This is a genomic window from Actinomadura sp. 7K507 (assembly GCF_004348425.1).
Classification (GTDB): Bacteria; Actinomycetota; Actinomycetes; order Streptosporangiales; family Streptosporangiaceae; genus Spirillospora.
In genome coordinates, this window is record NZ_SMKK01000220.1 from 1 (window position 1) to 16,342 (window position 16,342).

General features: G+C 73.3%; 12 protein-coding genes. 1 reads left to right on the forward strand and 11 read right to left on the reverse strand.

All coding sequences use genetic code 11. The features are described 5' to 3' along the window. The first annotated feature begins 49 nt into the window (after nucleotides 1-49). Entirely contained in the window at nucleotides 50-3,472 is a 3,423-nt protein-coding gene (locus E1285_RS35300; RefSeq protein WP_243723271.1) for an SDR family NAD(P)-dependent oxidoreductase, read from the forward strand. A 67-nt stretch (nucleotides 3,473-3,539) separates the two neighbouring features. Here E1285_RS35300 and E1285_RS35305 read toward each other — a convergent pair whose 3' ends face one another. From E1285_RS35305 to E1285_RS35355, 11 genes are all read right to left on the reverse strand, one after another. Continuing rightward, complete coding sequence (locus E1285_RS35305; protein WP_132158933.1) at nucleotides 3,540-4,958, reverse strand: FAD-dependent oxidoreductase; 1,419 nt, start codon at nucleotides 4,956-4,958, stop codon at nucleotides 3,540-3,542. A gap of 47 nt (nucleotides 4,959-5,005) precedes the next feature. After that, nucleotides 5,006-6,157 (reverse strand): alpha/beta hydrolase, encoded by a 1,152-nt coding sequence (locus E1285_RS35310; protein WP_132158934.1) that lies wholly within the window; start codon nucleotides 6,155-6,157, stop codon nucleotides 5,006-5,008. Next, the gene (locus tag E1285_RS35315) at nucleotides 6,154-7,014 is read right to left on the reverse strand and encodes a 2-oxo acid dehydrogenase subunit E2 (RefSeq protein WP_207947052.1); all 861 of its coding nucleotides are present in this window, start codon (nucleotides 7,012-7,014) and stop codon (nucleotides 6,154-6,156) included. Before E1285_RS35315 ends, E1285_RS35310 begins: the two co-directional genes overlap by 4 nt. Continuing rightward, nucleotides 7,011-8,039 carry a 3-oxoacyl-ACP synthase III family protein gene (locus E1285_RS35320; protein WP_132158935.1) on the reverse strand — a complete coding sequence of 343 codons (1,029 nt, stop codon included), beginning with the start codon at nucleotides 8,037-8,039 and terminating at the stop codon, nucleotides 7,011-7,013. Before E1285_RS35320 ends, E1285_RS35315 begins: the two co-directional genes overlap by 4 nt. 62 nt (nucleotides 8,040-8,101) lie before the next feature. Beyond that, the gene (locus tag E1285_RS35325; RefSeq protein ID WP_132158936.1) at nucleotides 8,102-8,782 is read right to left on the reverse strand and encodes a class I SAM-dependent methyltransferase; all 681 of its coding nucleotides are present in this window, start codon (nucleotides 8,780-8,782) and stop codon (nucleotides 8,102-8,104) included. A gap of 1 nt (nucleotide 8,783) precedes the next feature. After that, nucleotides 8,784-9,947, reverse strand: coding sequence for an HAD-IIIC family phosphatase (locus E1285_RS35330; protein ID WP_243723269.1), 1,164 nt, complete (start codon nucleotides 9,945-9,947; stop codon nucleotides 8,784-8,786). Further along, complete coding sequence (locus E1285_RS35335; RefSeq protein WP_243723270.1) at nucleotides 9,944-11,071, reverse strand: acyl-CoA dehydrogenase family protein; 1,128 nt, start codon at nucleotides 11,069-11,071, stop codon at nucleotides 9,944-9,946. Before E1285_RS35335 ends, E1285_RS35330 begins: the two co-directional genes overlap by 4 nt. Next, the gene (locus tag E1285_RS35340; RefSeq protein ID WP_132158938.1) at nucleotides 11,061-11,360 is read right to left on the reverse strand and encodes an acyl carrier protein; all 300 of its coding nucleotides are present in this window, start codon (nucleotides 11,358-11,360) and stop codon (nucleotides 11,061-11,063) included. The genes E1285_RS35335 and E1285_RS35340 overlap by 11 nt, the downstream gene beginning before the upstream one ends. Next, nucleotides 11,357-12,223, reverse strand: coding sequence for a 3-hydroxyacyl-CoA dehydrogenase family protein (locus E1285_RS35345; protein ID WP_132158939.1), 867 nt, complete (start codon nucleotides 12,221-12,223; stop codon nucleotides 11,357-11,359). Before E1285_RS35345 ends, E1285_RS35340 begins: the two co-directional genes overlap by 4 nt. A gap of 26 nt (nucleotides 12,224-12,249) precedes the next feature. Beyond that, entirely contained in the window at nucleotides 12,250-13,704 is a 1,455-nt protein-coding gene (locus E1285_RS47780) for an FAD-dependent monooxygenase (protein ID WP_132158940.1), read from the reverse strand. Continuing rightward, nucleotides 13,701-16,342, reverse strand: a 2,642-nt coding sequence (locus tag E1285_RS35355; RefSeq protein WP_132158941.1) for an acyltransferase domain-containing protein, incomplete at its 5' end; no start/stop codon positions are given. The genes E1285_RS35355 and E1285_RS47780, both read right to left, overlap by 4 nt.

Sequence of the window (16,342 nt, forward strand, 5' to 3'; positions counted from 1 at the left end):
CCCCGACACCGTCACCATCGCCGCACACAACACCCCCACCACCACCGTCATCTCCGGCGACACCCAACCAGTCAACGAAATCGTCGACCACTACCACCAGCAAGGCACCAAAACCACAAAACTCCGAGTCCAACACGCCTTCCACTCACACCACACCGAAACCATCCTCGAACAATTCCACCAACACATCCAACACCTCACATACCACCGACCCACCACCCCCATCATCTCCAACCTCACCGGCCAAACCGCCGACCCCGACCACATCACCACCCCCCACTACTGGACCCAACACATCCGCCAACCCGTCCACTTCACCCAAAGCATCCAAACCCTCCACCAAAACAACACCACCACCTACCTCGAAATCACCCCGCACCCCACACTCACCCCACTCGTCGACACGACGATTTCGCATATCAACGAGACGAACAGAAACGGAGAGGCGCCTTTCGACGAACGCAATGTCCTAATGGTGGCCACCCTGCGGGACGGCCATGACGAGGTCATGACGCTGCTCACCGCTCTCGGCCGTCTGCACGCTCACGGCGTCGAACTCGACTGGCCGCGAATTCTGAGTGCCTTCGGCGTTCCAGCACCGGCTGCTCCGGTCGCTCTGCCGAACTACGCCTTCCAGCGGCAGCAGTACTGGTTGCATGCTCCGGCCGGGGAAGCGAATGTCGCATCCGCAGGTCTGGAGACCACTGCGCACCCTCTGCTCGGTGCCTGTGTCACGCTCGCCGACGAACAGACCACCGTCTTCACCGGACGCCTATCGGTGGACACTCATCCCTGGCTCGCCGACCACGCCATCAACGACACGCCCATCCTCCCCGGTACCGCCTACCTCGAACTCGCCATCCACGCAGGCGACCACACCGGAACACCCCACATCCACGAACTCACCCTCCACGCCCCCCTGCTCCTCGCGACCCCCATCCAGCTTCAGATCACCGTTGACGCACCCGACGACAGCGGTCACCGAACCCTGACCATCCACTCGCGCGCCATTGACGCCGATGTCTGGACCTGCCACGCCACCGGGACTCTCACTCCTGCGGCGGCATCCGACGCACGCGACCTCTCCGCATGGCCCCCGCCCGACACCGAGCCGGTTCCGACCGACGAGCTCTACCAGCGGTTGGACGACTTGGGCCTGACCTATGGACCCCTTTTCCAAGGCGTCCGGGCGGCCTGGCGCACGCCGGACGCCGTCTACGCCGAGATCCAGCTCCCCGACCCCGACGCCGCCACCGGCTACGCCCTCCACCCCGCCCTGCTGGACGCCGCGCTTCATCCCGCCGTCCTGGCCACCGACTCCCGGAACGGCGAGGCGCTAATTCCGTTCATCTGGAACGGCGTCACCCTTCACGCCGCCAACGCGACGACACTCCGCGTCGCCATCACCCCCATCGGCGACGAGGGAGGCGGTGACGGATCAGGTGGCCGCATCTCCCTTTCAGCCGCGGACACCGCTGGTCGGCCCGTCATCACCGTCGACGCACTCGCGCTGCGTCCCGTCGTCTCCGAACTGCCCGCCGGGATGGCTCAACGCAGGCATCTGTACGCGCTCACCTGGCCGGCCGTCCCACCGAGCAACGGCGCAGCCGATGATCCTTATGCGGTACTGACCGCGCACGATTCCGAGCTCGCGAACGCCCTCCTCGGCACTGGCGCCCAGGCATACGACGATCTGGAGCAGGTCACGGAGCTTTCCACTCGGCCCTCGGTCGTCATCGCCCCCTGTCCCAGGGACGAGGGCGGCGAAGACGTCGTCTCTCGGGCGAACTCCGCTACTCAGCAGATGCTCCGGTTGATCCAGCGGTACCTCGCCGATGATCGCCTCAGCGGCAGCCACCTGGTTCTCCTGACCACCGCATGCATTGACACAGGCACAGAACCGGCGACCGTGGATCCTTCACAGGCGCCGGTGTGGGGTCTGGTCCGGAGCGTCCAGGCCGAGCACCCCGGCCGTGTCACGCTCATCGACGTCGACCGGCAGGCTGCGAGCCTCCAGACGCTACCCGCGGCGATCGGAACAGCCCTCAGCCAGGACGAACCCCAGCTCGCCGTCCGCGGCCCGTCCCTGCACGTCCCGCGCCTGACCCGGTTGGCCTCGCTCGCTGCGGACGCCCCCGAGCAGGGCGACCCGACCGCTGCCTTCGCCCCTGGCGGTACGGTCCTGGTCACGGGCGGTACAGGAACCCTTGGCCGCCTGGTCGCCGAGCACCTGGTCACCGTCCACGGCGTCACGCACCTGGTCCTGGCCAGCCGCACCGGCCCCGATGCGCCCGAAGCCCAGCAACTCCACCGACATCTGGAACAACTCGGCGCCCACACCACCATCGCCGCATGCGACACCGCCGACGGCGAACAACTCGCCCGGCTCCTCGCAAGCATCCCCGAAGACCACCCCCTCACCGCAGTCATCCACGCGGCAGGCGTCACCGACGACGCCATCGCCACCTCACTGACCCCCGAACAGATCGACACAGTCTTCGCCCCCAAAGTCGACGCCGCCTGGAACCTGCACCACCACACCCGCCACCTCCCCCTCAACGCCTTCGTCCTGTTCTCCTCCGCCGCGTCCACGCTCGGCTCACCCGGCCAGGCCGCCTACGCCGCCGCCAACCACTTCCTCGACACCCTCGCCGCACACCGGCAAGCCGAGGGCCTGCCCGCCCAATCCATCGGATGGGGCTACTGGCAGCAGGACACCGGCATGACCGGCCACCTCACCGACACCGACCGCAACCGCATCACCGAGAACCTCGCGGCCATCACCGATGTTCAGGGGCTGGACCTCTTCGACGCCGTCCTGACCATGCCCTGGCCCCACCTCGTGGCCACGCCCATCAGCACGCGGGACCTCCCCACTCCCGTGCCCGCCCTGCTGCGCGCGCTCGCCGCACCCGGCAGGCGGGCCGCCACCGGAACGGCCGCCGGGAGCGACCTGGCCGGTCAGCTCAGCGGCCTCGGCGCAGAGGAGCAGCACCAGCGTCTGCTGTCGCTGATCCGCGGGAACGTCGCCACCGTCCTGGCGCATGGCTCCGCCGAGAACGTCGACGTCAGCCGCCCGTTCAGCGAGCTGGGCTTCGACTCTCTCACCGCGATCGAGCTGCGCAACCGCCTGGCCACCGCCACCGGGCAGCGCCTGCCGGCCACGCTCATCTTCGACCACCCCACGCCCGGCGAGCTGGCCCGGCAGCTGCGGGCCCAGATCGCACCGGCGGCCGCCTCCCCGGCGCAGCTGCTGCTCCAGCAGCTCGACAAGGTCGAGACCGTCCTCGAGACGATCGCCGCGGAGGACGGCGCCGAAACCAAGGTCACCACACGGCTGCAGGCACTGCTGTCCCGCTGGAACGACCTGCGCAAGGGCGCGGACCCGGCCGCGGTGAACAGCCGGATCGAGTCGGCGACCACCGACGAGATCTTCACCTTCATCGACCAGGAGCTGGGCCGGAGCTCCTGACGGGCAACGGCCGGGCGACCGGGGCACCCCCGGTCGCCCGGCCGTTTCCTCGTGCCGGGCGCTCGGGCTACCTCAGCGCCCTGCCGGGCTCGTAGCCGACCGCGGACAGCTCCTCGGCGGTCAGCGGCGGATCCTCCAGCACCGGCAGCCGCGGGCCCCGCCTGATCGCGGACACGATCTCCGCGTCCTCGAACCGCGTGGCCGGCGCCGACGTGGCGGTCACCGCGGACAGCGCGGCGTTCACCACCGGCTCCCGCAGCGCGATGCCCGTCACCAGCTCCGCGAACTGGCGGCGCATCGCCGCCTCATGGGTCAGCCGCGGGTCGGTGGTGGTGGCGTAGCAGTCCGGGTAGTAGATGTCCTGGCTGGTCGCGAGGATCCACGGGTCATCGACGATCGCGCACATCGCCCGCTGAGCGGACCAGGCCAGCCCCGGGCCGAGCCCGCCGCGGCGCAGCGCGGCGTCCAGCGCCGCGGCGCAGTGCGCCGCCGCGCACATGCCGTGGCCGTACACCGGGTTGAACGAGGCCAGCGCGTCGCCGAGCACGACGAGACCCTCGGGCCAGGACGCGGCCCGCTCGTAGTGCGTGCGCCGGTTGGCCGTGGAACGGGTGCGGTACACCGGGGAGACCGGCTCCGCCAGGGCGAGGAGCTCCGCGATGACCGGATGGCGCAGGCTGCGGACGAACGCGTCGAACTCGCCCTCGTCGGTGGCCGGGCTGGCGCCGCGGGTCCCGGACAGCGTGACGATCCACCGGCCGTCCTCGATCGGCAGGAGCAGCCCGTTGCGGCCGGGCACCGGACGCCGGTAGTCGGCGTAGAGCGCGACGATCGGGAAGTCCACGGCGCCGGCGGGAGCCCGGTAGACCCGGGTGGCGTAGCCGAGCCCGGTGTCGACGATCTCCTCCTCCACGGCGGGGACGGCGCCCGTCCCGGCCGTCCAGGACTTCAGCCGAGACCCGCGGCCGGTGGCGTCCACCACCAGGTCGGCGCCGATCAGGGCCGTCGAGCCGTCGTCCCGGCGCCGCACCCGCACGCCGGTCACCCGGCCGGGCCCGCCGCACACCTCCACGACCTCGGCGTCGTCGAGCAGGGCGACCCCCGGCTCGGCGAGGGCCTGGTCCCGGACCACCCAGTCGATCAGGGCGCGGCTCGCGCCGATGATGTACTCCGTCGCGGGGAAGCGGTGCTGCCAGCCCATCGCGGTGAGGGTGACCATCTGCTGCGGGACGCCCACATGGTGCGCGCCCGCGGCGAGCAGCCGGGCGGTCGTCTCGGGCAGGACCGAGTCCATCGCCCGCGCGCCGCCGGACCACAGGATGTGGGCGTGCCGCGCCTGGGGCAGCCCCTTGCGCAGCTCCGGCCCGCCGGGGAGCCGGTCTCGTTCCACGATGGTGACACCGTCGAGGTGGCGTGCGAGGACGGCGGCCGCCAGCATTCCCGCCAGGCCGCCGCCCACGACCACGGCATGCGTCGAACCGGTCATCGGCAGAAGGGTTCCTTTCCGTGCGGGCGGCCGTCCGGGTGCGCCGTCTAGGACTCCGGCGTGCGGAGGGGCGGGGTGCCGGCGTCCCGGAGCGGCAGGTCCGGCGCGGCCGTGCGGCCGGCCAGTCTGCGCCACGCGCGGCGCCCGAACCAGGCCGCGCTCAGCGCGGCCCGCTGCGGGGTGTAGGCGCCCCGCATCCGCATGATGGATCGGGCCGTCCATATGCGGGCGTCCACATGGTGCGCCGGGGAGCCGTGCACGTCGTCGTTCTCGACGAGGTGCAGGCGGCGCACATGGTCCCTGAGGAACCGCAGGTCGCCGCGCGGGATGATCTCGTCCCGGCGAGCGGCCATGTAGTGCACCGGGATCGTGAGCCCGGTGAGGTGTTCCGCCGTGAGCGCCCACGCCGGGAGCTCCCCGGGGAGCCGGGCGGGTTCGGTGCCCATCAGGTGGGCGAGCGTGTCGACGGTGACGCGGGGAAGGCCGCGCTGCCACGCGCCGTCGGTGAAGAAGCGGTTGATCGGCGCGCCCGCGGACACGACCCCCCGGATCCGGCTGTCGTCCACGGCGCAGCGCAGCGCCAGGTGGCCGGCGAAACTCGGCATGATCGCGTAGCTGCGGGCGGCGTCGGCCCGGTCGCCGACCGCGTCCATGATCGCCGTCAGCATCCGGCGGCCGTCCGGGGTGTGGGGCAGCGTGTTCTCCCCGATGCCCGGCAGTTCGGCGACGACCGCGGCCAGCCCCGTCCGCCGGAGATTCAGCAGCGTGTACGCCCACTGCTCCTTGATGCTGACGATGCCGCCCATGAGGATCAGCAGGGGCGGGCGGCGCTCGCGGGACAGGCCGGTCGCGTAGCAGCGCACCAGGCCGTCGCCGACCGCGACGTCGAGGCGCTGGATGCCGGTGTCGTCCCGGCGGAAGCGGTCGAACACCTCCACGCACCTGCGCTGCGCCTCCTGCCGGGCGGGGCCGTCCGGGTAGGGGAACCGGGCCAGCATGTAGTACCGGCAGGCGTCGTAGAGGCGGCCCTGGCCGTACCGCAGGTCGCCTTCGGCGACCCAGGCGCGCACCCACGACCCCGGGGCGTCGCCGTCGTCGTTGCGGATGCGGCCCAGCAGCTCCCGCAGCCGCTCGGGCGGGATGCTCTGGGCACGGGCGTGCGCGATGACGTACCGCTTGAGCTCGTCGACGTCGTTCATCGTGCCCCCTTTCCGGGGAGCGGGCGTTCCCGCGCGGTGCCGCCGCGGTCCGCGGGAGCGGCGAAGCCCTCCAGGGCCTCCTTGATCTCGGTGAGGACGTCGGCCGCGTGCGCCCCGTCGATGACCCGGTGGTCGAACGCCAGGTTGAGCTGCATCACGGGGGCCGAGCCGAGCACCCCGTCCCGGACCACCGGGCGCTCGGTCGTCTGCCCGACGCCCAGGGTGACGGTCGTCCCGCCGAAGGAGTGGAAGCCGTTGACGGGACGGTGCGCCAGCGAGGTGAGGGCGAAGGTGCCCATCGTGCGTGGGCGGCGCCGGAGGCTGGACACTGCGGAGCTGTTCGCCCAGGACCGCAGCGGCCACGGCATGCGCTGCATCTTGCGCAGCCCCGCGAACTCGGGCATGCGGTCCGGGTCGCCGCGCCGCCAGTACTCCAGCTCGTCCTGGATCTGCTCCGGGCTCGACCGGTGCACCCCGGTGAGGAGCGCGGCGAGGACGACCCGCTGCCCGTTGAGCCGCTTGTCCAGCGCGACCTTGGCGTTGACCGTGGGGTAACGCGCGATCCTCGGCCGGCCGCGGCCCCTGATCGCCGCGTTGGCGTCCGGGTGGCGGGCCAGGACCCGCCCCGCGGCGTGCAGGACGCAGGCGACCGTCGAACAGCGGCGTCCCGCCTGCTCGGCGGCGCGGCGGTGCGCCTCGACGGCGCTCATGTCCACCTCGGTGTCGAGGAAGACCGGCGCGGCCCCCTTGGCCCACGACAGGAAGGTCAGCGTGTGCCGGCGTTCGGCCGGGACGGGCGCGCTCACCGCCCGGTCACCGGCCGGGGCGCCCGCCGGGCCGGGCCGTCCCGCGGTCACGGCCGCTCCAGCGCGAACCCGCTCTTGATCCACTTGCTGGACTCGATCGCGACGCCCACCGCCCGGTCGCCGGAGCCCATCGCCTCCAGTGCACGTTCGAGCTGGAAGAACACCAGGCCGTTGCCGCAGTTCCCGATCTCGTGGACGCGGGTGATCTGCCGCGCGTGCGGGACCGCCAGGCGCTGCCCGATCAGGGTGCTCATGCGGCCGGACAGCTGCGGCGGCAGCAGGTAGCCCAGGTCCGCCTCGCTCCAGTCCAGGTTCTCGAGCAGCTCCTTGAGCACCTCGACGGCCATGACCGGGACGTGTTCCTCGATCGCCTTGTAGTCCTCGGTGGCGGCCGGCCGGTCGAACGTGCGGTTCGCGCCGAACCAGGCCAGGGTCTGCCCCGGATCGCGGCCCAGCCCGACCAGGCGGGTGAACAGGCCGCGCAGCAGGGCCGCGCCCGGTTCCGGTTCCCGGCGGAGCACGACGGCGCCGGCGCCGTCGCCGAAGAGCACCAGGTTCACCAGCTCGGCCGGGGGCAGCCTGCTGAAGTCGGCGTCGGGCACGACGTGCTTGGCGCACACGTCCCCGCCGAGCACCAGGGCCGTGCGGTACTGGCCCGTGGACAGCAGCTGGCTCGCCACGTGCATCGCCTGCACCGCCCCCGAGCAGCCCGACTGGAGCTGGAAGCTGGGGACGCCGTCGATGCCGAGCCGGTCGGCGATCTGGTTGACGGTCGCCGGCATCAGCAGGTCCGGGGTGGCGGTGCCCATGACCACCAGGTCGATGTCCGCCGGTTCGAGGCCCGCCGAATCCAGCGCCTTCCGCCCCGCCTCCTCCCCCAGGTCCGCCAGCGTCGCGCGGGCCTCCCCGGTCTCCAGGTCGATGGCGAGGTGGCGGCTGGTCGTCCCGATGAAGGTGTTGACCCAGTGCTCCCAGGGCGCCCCGAAGCCGAACCGCTTCGCCAGCGCGGCCGTTCCGATCGCCTCTCCCGGAAGTCCCGTGCCCGCCGACACGATGCCGATATCCGAGCGGTACATGGCTGTCCCTTCCCTCGTGGCGGCGCCGCCTCCCATGATCGGCACCCGCGCTAAAGCCCCGCTTATGCCGTGCTTCCGTGCTCCGCCTTCCGGGCGAGGGTGATGCCGTCCGCCATCGGGAGCAGGCACACCTCGACGCGCTCGTCCCGGTGCAGCATCGTGTTGGTCTCCCGGATGGCCCGGGTGTCGGCGTCCGCCGGGTCCGGGTCCAGGACGCGGCCGGAGAACAGCGTGTTGTCGAACACGATCAGGCCACCCGGCCGGACCAGGGGCAGGACGGCGTCGAAGTAGCGGGGGTAGCCGGCCTTGTCGGCGTCGACGAACACCAGGTCGGCCGAGCCGGCGCCGATGTCGTCCGGCAGGCCGGCCAGCGTGGCGGCGGCGTCGCCGAGCCGGAAGTCGATCCTCTCGGCGACCCCGGCCCGCGCCCAGTGCTCGGCCGCGACCCCGCTCCACCGGTCGCTGATGTCGCAGGTGATGAGGCGCCCGCCGGGCGGCAGGGCCCGCGCCATGCACAGGGCGCTGTAGCCGGTGAACGTCCCGATCTCCAGCACGAGCCGGGCGCCGGTCAGCCGGACCAGCATCGCCAGCAGCTGCGCCTCTTCCGGGGCGACCTGCATCGTCGTCCCGCCGAGCATGCCCGCGGTCACCCGGCGCAGGTCGCGCAGGACCTCGTCGTCGTTTAGCGAGACGCCCCTGGCGTAGTCCAGCAGTTCAGGGGTCACCTCCAGGTACCCGGCCATGTCAGATCACGGTTCCGCACAGGTCGGGCGCGATGAGCCGCATGGTGGTGGGCTCCTGCTGCGGCGCGGGCTCCAGGTGCAGCCTGACGGTGCCCTCGTCGCCGGCGGGCTCGGCGAGTCCCTCCCGGCACCGGCAGGGGGTGTCACCGAAACCGGCGAACCGGTAGGTGACCTCCATGATGCGGTTGCGCTCGGTGGGGCGGAAATCGGCGAGCAGGTGGACGCCGGCTTCGGCCGCCTGCCCGATCAGCCAGCGCAGGATCACCGAGCCGACCCCGAACGACACCACGCGGCACGAGGTGGCGAGCAGTTTCAGGTTCCACACCGACGGATGCCGTTCCAGCAGCAGGACGCCGACCGCGCCGTGCGGGCCGAACCGGTCGGTCAGCGTCGCCACCAGGACCTCGTGGCCCGGATCGGCGAGCAGGCCGCGCAGCGCGGCGTCGGAGTAGTGCACGCCCGTGGCGTTCATCTGGCTGGTGCGCAGCGTCAGCTCCTCGACACGGGAGAGCCGCTCCCCGTCCGCCCGCGCGAGATCCAGCACCATTTCCAGGGACCGCAGGAACTCCTCGTCGGGCCCGGTGAACCCGGCGCGGTCCGCGTCGCGGGCCAGCCCGGCCCGGTACATCTCGCGGCGCCGCCGGGCGTCGACCGTCACGACCGAGGGGCTGAACTCGGGCAGGGCGGGCAGCTCGGCCGCCCGCTCGGCGGGATAGCACCGCACCCGCGGCAGGTGGAACGCGACCTCCGCGCGTTCCGCGGGCTGGTCGTCGATGAACGCGATGGTGTGCTCGGCGAAGTTCAGCCGCTCGGCGATCTCCCGCACCGCGTCCGACTTGGGGCCCCAGCCGATCCGGGCGTGCACGAAGTACTCCGCGACACCGAGCCGTTCCAGGCGCCGCCAGGCCAGGTCGGGGTCGTTCTTGCTGGCCACCGACTGCAGGATGCCCCGGGAGTCGAGTTCGGCGATCACCTCGCGGACGGCGTCGCCGAGCCGCACCTCGCCGTCCTCCAGCAGGATGCCGGACCACAGCGTGTCGTCCAGGTCCCACACCAGGCACTTGACCGTCGCCGGCGGGGCCCCGGGCGGGCCGGCCGACACGTCGTCGCGCACGCTTCGGGCCTCCATGGTCGCCTTCCTCTCGGTGGTCGTCGCGGTGGTCATCCCGGCGCGGTCAGCGCGTGCCGCGCCAGGATCAGCCGGCAGATCTCGTTGCTGCCCTCGATGATCTCCATGAGCTTGGCGTCCCGGTACGCGCGCGCCGCGGCCCGCCCGTCCCGCGCCCCTGCCGAGCCCAGGACCTGCACGGCGGCGGACGCGCCCCGGACGGCGTTGACGGCGCCGACGTGCTTGGCCAGCACCGCCGCGGTGGCCGTGTCCGGAAGGCCCGCGTCCCAGCACCGGCTGGCGTGCTCGCAGGTGCGCGTGGCGACCTGCTCCCCGACCAGGATCTCGGCGAGATGCCCGGCGACGAGCTGGTGGTCGGCGATCGGCCGGCCGAACTGGACGCGGGAGCGGGCGTGGCCGGTCGCCTCGTCCAGGCAGGCGCGCAGGATCCCGACGCATCCCCAGGCCACCGACAGCCGACCGTACGTCAGCGGCGGGGTCACCAGGAGCTCCACGGAACCGGCGGTCCGCTCCAGCACGCTGTCCGCGGGCAGCCGCACGGAGTCCAGGTGCACGTCGGCGTGCCCGGCCGCGCGGCAGCCGAGCGGGTCGGGCACCCGCTCCACCCGCACGCCCGGAGCGGACGCCGGCACCAGGACCGCGGCGGCGCCGTCCCCGAGCCGCCCGAACACCACCAGCAGGTCGGCGTAGGCGGCTCCGGTGATCCAGACCTTGCGGCCGTCGACGACGACCGTGTCGCCCTCGGCCCGGATCCGGGTGCCGATCGCCGACAGGTCGCTGCCGGCGCCCGGTTCGCTGAAGGCCACGGCGGCGAGCCGGCCGCCCGCCAGCTCGGGCAGGTGCGCCTCCCGCTGCGCGGCTCCGCCCAGTTTCTCGATGGTCCACGCGGCCATGCCCTGCGAGGTCATCAGGCTGCGCAGGGAGCTGCACAGCCTGCCGACCCCCGCGGTGAAGACCCCGCCGTCCGCGGCCGTCAGCCCCGGCCCCCCGTACCGGGCGGGTACCTGGGCGCACAGCATTCCCCGGCCGGCGAGTTCGCGCACCAGCCCCAGCGGCAGCCGGCCCCGCCGGTCCCATTCCTCCGCCTGCCCGCCGACCAGCTCGGCGACCAGGGAGGTCATCGCGCCGGGCTCGCCGGGCGCCGCGGTGTCAGTGATCACCCGGGCCTCCCGGGCCGCCGGCCGGCAGCCGCTCCACCAGCGCCACCATGGCGCGCACCGTCCGGAAGTTCTCCATCATCAGGTCCGGTCCGGCGACGACGATGCCGTAGGTGTTCTCCATGTAGGTCACCAGTTCCATCACGAACAGCGACGAGACCCCGGCCGCGGCGAGGTCGTCGTCGGGCCCGATGGGGTTCTTGGTGCGCACCTCCAGGAAGGTGCGCAGGTCCTTCTCGATGTCCGGCGGAGCCGCCGCACGGCTCTGCGCCCGGTCAGGCGACGTGGTCACGGTCGTGCCTCCAGATAGTCGTAGAACCCGCGCCCGCTCTTACGGCCGAGGTCGCCGGCGCGCACCTTGTCCAGCAGGAGGTCGCAGGGGCGGCAGCCGTCGTCGCCGGTGCGCTCGTACAGCACCCGCAGCGAGTCGACGAGGTTGTCCAGCCCGATCAGGTCCGCGGTGCGCAGCGGGCCGGTGCGGTGCCCGAGGCAGTCCTGCAGGAGGGTGTCGACGTCCTCGGCGGACGCCCGGCCCTCCGCCACGACCCGCGCCGCGTCGTTGATCATCCGGTGCAGGATGCGGCTGGTCACGAACCCGGGCCCGTCGCCGACCACCACGGCCCGGCGGCCGAGGTCCGCGAGCAGCCCGCGCACCGCGGCCATCGCCGCGGGCGCGGTGCGCGGCCCCTGGACGACCTCCACCGTGGCGATCAGGTAGGGCGGGTTCATGAAGTGGACGCCGACCAGGTCCTCCGGGCGGCCCATGTCCCGCGCCAGCTCGTCGATCGGGATCGAGGAGGTGTTGGACACCAACGGCGTGCCCGGGGCGGTCGCCGCCGCCGCGTCCGACAGGGCCTTGGCCTTGGCGGCGGTCTCCTCGGTGACGGCCTCGATCACGGCGGCCGCCCCGGCCATCGCGCCGGGTCCGGTGCTCGTCACCAGCTCTCCGTCCTTGCCCTCCCGCGGCAGCGCGCCCATGAGGCGGGCCAGCCGCAGGTGCCGGGAGACCTCCGCGCGGGCCCGGTCGAGCTTGGACGCGTCGGTGTCGACGAGCACGACGGGCCGCCGGTGCCCGAGGAGCAGCGCCGCGATGCCCGCACCCATGACTCCCGCGCCGAGGACGGCCAGCGGCCCGTTCTCCCGATCCTGCGTCACCGGTTCTCCGTAGCTCGTCGGGGCGGTCACTCGGCGGGCCCTCCGAACCAGGCGGCCAGGGCCGGGCGGAGCCCGTCGGCCGCGGAGGCGGTCTCCCCCGCCCAGGCGATGTGGCCGTCGGGGCGCACGAGGACCGCCGGCGCCGGGATCTCGGGCGTCGGCTCGGCCGCGACGACGTCCACCCTGTCCTTCCATCCGGTGACGTCCGGCGGGTCCGCGCCACCGGACAGGTCCAGCAGGACACCGCGGGCGGCGTGCAGCGTCTCGGCCACGGGGACCTCCCCACCGGCCGTGCTGAGCCGGACCAGGGGGACCCGGCGGCCCAGCAGCCCGTCGCCCTGGCCGGCCGGGTGGCGGGCGCCGGTGGCCGCGCGGACGAGGTGCCGGTTCACCACCTCGTGGTCGAGCAGCTCGCCGAACACCTCGCGCAGCGCGCTCGGGCCGTCGGCGGTGTCGAGCAGCGCCATCTGCGCCCGCCCGTACGCGCAGGCGCGGCGCCCGTAGGGGCGGCGTTCGGCCTCGTAGGAGTCCAGCAGCCCGGCGGGCGCCCGGCCCTGCACGTCCGCGGCCAGCTTCCAGCCGAGGTTCACCGCGTCCTGCAGCCCGATCGTCACCGCGTGCCCGGCGGGATGGAACTGGAAGTGCGCGGCGTCCCCGGCGAGGAAGACCCGGCCGTTGCGGTAGTGGTCGGCGAGGATCGTGACGTTGCCGTGGCGGTGCAGCCAGATCGGCTCCTCGACGGTGGGCCGCTCGCCGGTGATCCGCTCGATGCTCGCCCTGACCTCCTCCAGCGTGACCGGCCGGTCCGCGGGCGGCGCCTCGACGCCGATCTCGATGGTCATCAGGCGGAACATGGTGGACGCGTCGCCGAACTGGCCGAACATGCCGCCCTCGTGGAAGGAGCCCGCGCCGACCGGCCCCGCGTAACTCCCGACGTCGGCGAGGAGCCCGTACCAGGATGGCCCGCTCCTGGTCACCGCGAACCCGGCGAGCTCGCGCACCGCGCTGTCCTCGCCGTCGCAGCCCACCAGGTAGCCGCCCCGGATCTCCTCCTCGCCGAGGGGTGAGCGGACCCGGGCGGTGACGCCGTCCTCGTCCTGGCTCAGCCCGATCAGCTCGTGCCGGCGCAGGATCCGCACTCCGCGCGCGGCGGCGTGGTCGCTGAGGATCCGCTGGATGTGGTTCTGCAGGAGGACGACGGAGTGGTCGGTCTCCGCCAGCTCCGACATGTCCAGCCAGAAGCTGGCGAAGTGGAGCCGGTCCCAGACCAGGGGCTCACCGTGCTCGCGGCGGAGCGGCTCCATCAGGCCCCGCTGCTCCAGCAGCTCGACCGAGCGGGCGTGGATCAGCCCCGAGACCGTCCTGTCGTCGATCTCGGGAGTCCGCTCGATGACGACGGTCCGCACCCCGGCCAGGGCCAGCTCGTGAGCGAGCATGAGGCCGACCGGGCCCGCGCCGACGATGACAACGGAATCGCTCATGACACCTCGTTCGTTGGGGACGCGTGCGCCGTGGGAGAGTCCGGCGCTGGAAGGTCCGGCGGTGCGGAGTCCGGCGCGTCGCCGGCCTCGGTGGCGGGCCCGTCCTGCGCGGCGAACTCGCCGTTCAGGAACCGGGCCATCGCCGACGGGGTGGCGTTCTCGAAGACCGCCACCGGGGAGATCTGCAGGCCGGTGGCCTCGGCCAGGCGGGTGCTCAGCTCCAGCGCGGTGAAGGAGGACAGCCCCAGGTCCAGGAGGCTGTCGTCGGGCTTGACCTCGTCCGCCGACCCGAATCCCAGGACGGTCGCGGCGCGCCGGTGGACCAGGTCCAGCAGCAGCCGCTCCCGTTCGGCCTCCGGCACGCCGGCCAGGCGGCGCCGCAGTTCGGCCGCCCGCCCGGCCGCCGCGCCGCCGTCGCCGTCCGGTCCTGCGATGCGCCGGACCTCGGGGATCTCGTGGAACAGGCGGCGCGGGGGCGCACCGTCCCGGCGCGACAAGGCGCGCTCCCAGTCGATGTCGGCGACGAGCAGCGGGGAGCCGGCGCCCGCCGCCTGCCGCAACGCCGCGACCGCCTGACCCGTGGGCAGCGCCCGCATCCCCCACTCCCGCAGGGCCGGGTCCGCCGTCTCGGGCGCGGCGGACGGCTCGGGTTCGCCGGTGGGGCCTACGGCGATCGACGCGACGGTGTGGCCGCCCTCTCGCAGGCGGGCGGCGAACGCGTCCAGGTAGGCGTGCGCGGGAGCCTGGTCCCCCAGCCCCGCCCCGCCGAGTGCAGCGGCGGCCGAGGTGACGAACAGGAACATCGGCGGCTCCGCGGTGTCCGCGAACGCGGTCAGCGCAGCCGCGGCATCCTGGACCGCGGCGATCTCCCGGTCCAGCGCCGCGATGTCGGCGAACCCGGCGCGCCCGGCGTCGAGGTCCGCGACGTGGACGACCGCCGCGACGGGCCCGCCGCGCACCTCCGCCCCGGGTTCGGCGATCTCCGCGTGGACGCCCAAGGCCTTCAGCTCGGTCAGCAGGTCGCGGGTACCGGGGTCCTGGGCGGCGGCCAGGCCGGCGAAGACCATGCGCTCCGTCCCGCCGCCTGCCAGCCACCGGGCGGTGTGGGCCGCCAGCGCCGTGACGGCGCCGGTGAACACCACCGGCCCCGGCGGCACCGGGCTCCCTTCGGGCGGCTGCCCGCCGGGGGACGTGCGGGCCAGCCGCGACACGTACGCGACCGGTCCGCGGACGGCGGCCTGATCCGCGGCGCCGCCCGCGAGGACGGACCCCAGCCGGGCCTGCGCGGCCCCGTCCAGGTGCTCGGGAAGGTCGATGAGCCCGACCGGTCCGGACGTGCGCTCTTCGGCCGCAACCTGGCCGTACCCCCACAGGAGGGCCTGGAGCGGGTCGGGGACCGGGTCGGAGCCGTCCGCCCGGACCGCGCCGCGGGTCGCGATCCACAGCGGAGCGTCCAGCCCGGCCTCCTCCAGCGCGCCCACCAGCGCCACCGTCAGTGCCAGCCCAGCCGGGACCGCCGACGTCCCCGGCTGGATCTCGCGATCCAGGGCCAGGAGGGAGAGCACGCCGCTGACCGCGGTGTCCAGGGACATCCCGCGCAGGAGACGGGAGAGGGTCTCGGTGTCCCCCGCCTCGACCGGGACGACCCGTGCGGTCGCGCCCGCTCCGTCGAGCATCCCCAGAACCTCCGTCACCGGGGGCGCGTCGGCCAGGGCGGCCGGGACGGGTACCAGCCAGGTACCGGACAGGCCCTGGGACGGCGCTTCCGGGAGCGGCGTCCACCGGATCCGGTACTGGCATCTGCGCCGCCGCCGCCACACGGACAGCGGGGACAGGACGTCGCGCATGGCCTGCCGCTGCGCATCGTCCAGGTCGAGAGCGGCCGCCACCGACGGCAGGTCTCCGCTCTCCACCGCGTCCCAGAACCCGGCGTCCTCCCCGCCGCCGTCCTCTCCGGTGTCCTGCTGGTCCCCGGGGTGCAGCCAGTAGTGACGCCCCTGGAACGCGTACGTGGGCAGCGGCACCGGGCTGTCAGGCCGCGGTGCGCCGATCGCGTCCAGGACGGCGGGCCAGTCCACCGTCCCTCCGCCGACGTGCACCTGGCCCACCGCGGCGAGCAGCGCCGGCAGTTCGTCCCGGTCGCCGCGCAGCGTGGCCGCGAACGCCGGGCGCGTACCCGTGTCGTCCTCCCCTTCCAGGCAGCCGTGCGCCAGGGGGGCCAGCACCGTGTCGGGGCCGACCTCCAGGAAGATCCCCGTCCCCTCGCGCCGCAGGGTCCGCACCCCCTCGTAGAACCGGACCGGCTGCCGGGCCTGGTCCACCCAGTACTCCGGGGAGGTCATCAGCTCCGGCTCGCCCAGCTCACCGGTCACGTTGGACACGACCGGGATCCGCGGCGGGCGGTACTCCAGTTTCCGGGCCGCCTTGCCGAACTCCGCGGCGATCGCGTCGATGTGGTGGGAATGGAACGCGCGGCTCACGCGCAGGACGTTGGTCCTGACCCCCCAGATCCGCCAGAACTCCACGACCTCGTTGACTGGTTGGGTGTCGCCGGAGATGACGGTGGAGGTGGGGGTGTTGTGTGCGGCGATGGTGACGGTGTCGGGGAGTTGGTCGGTGAGGTGGGTGGGGGTGGTGT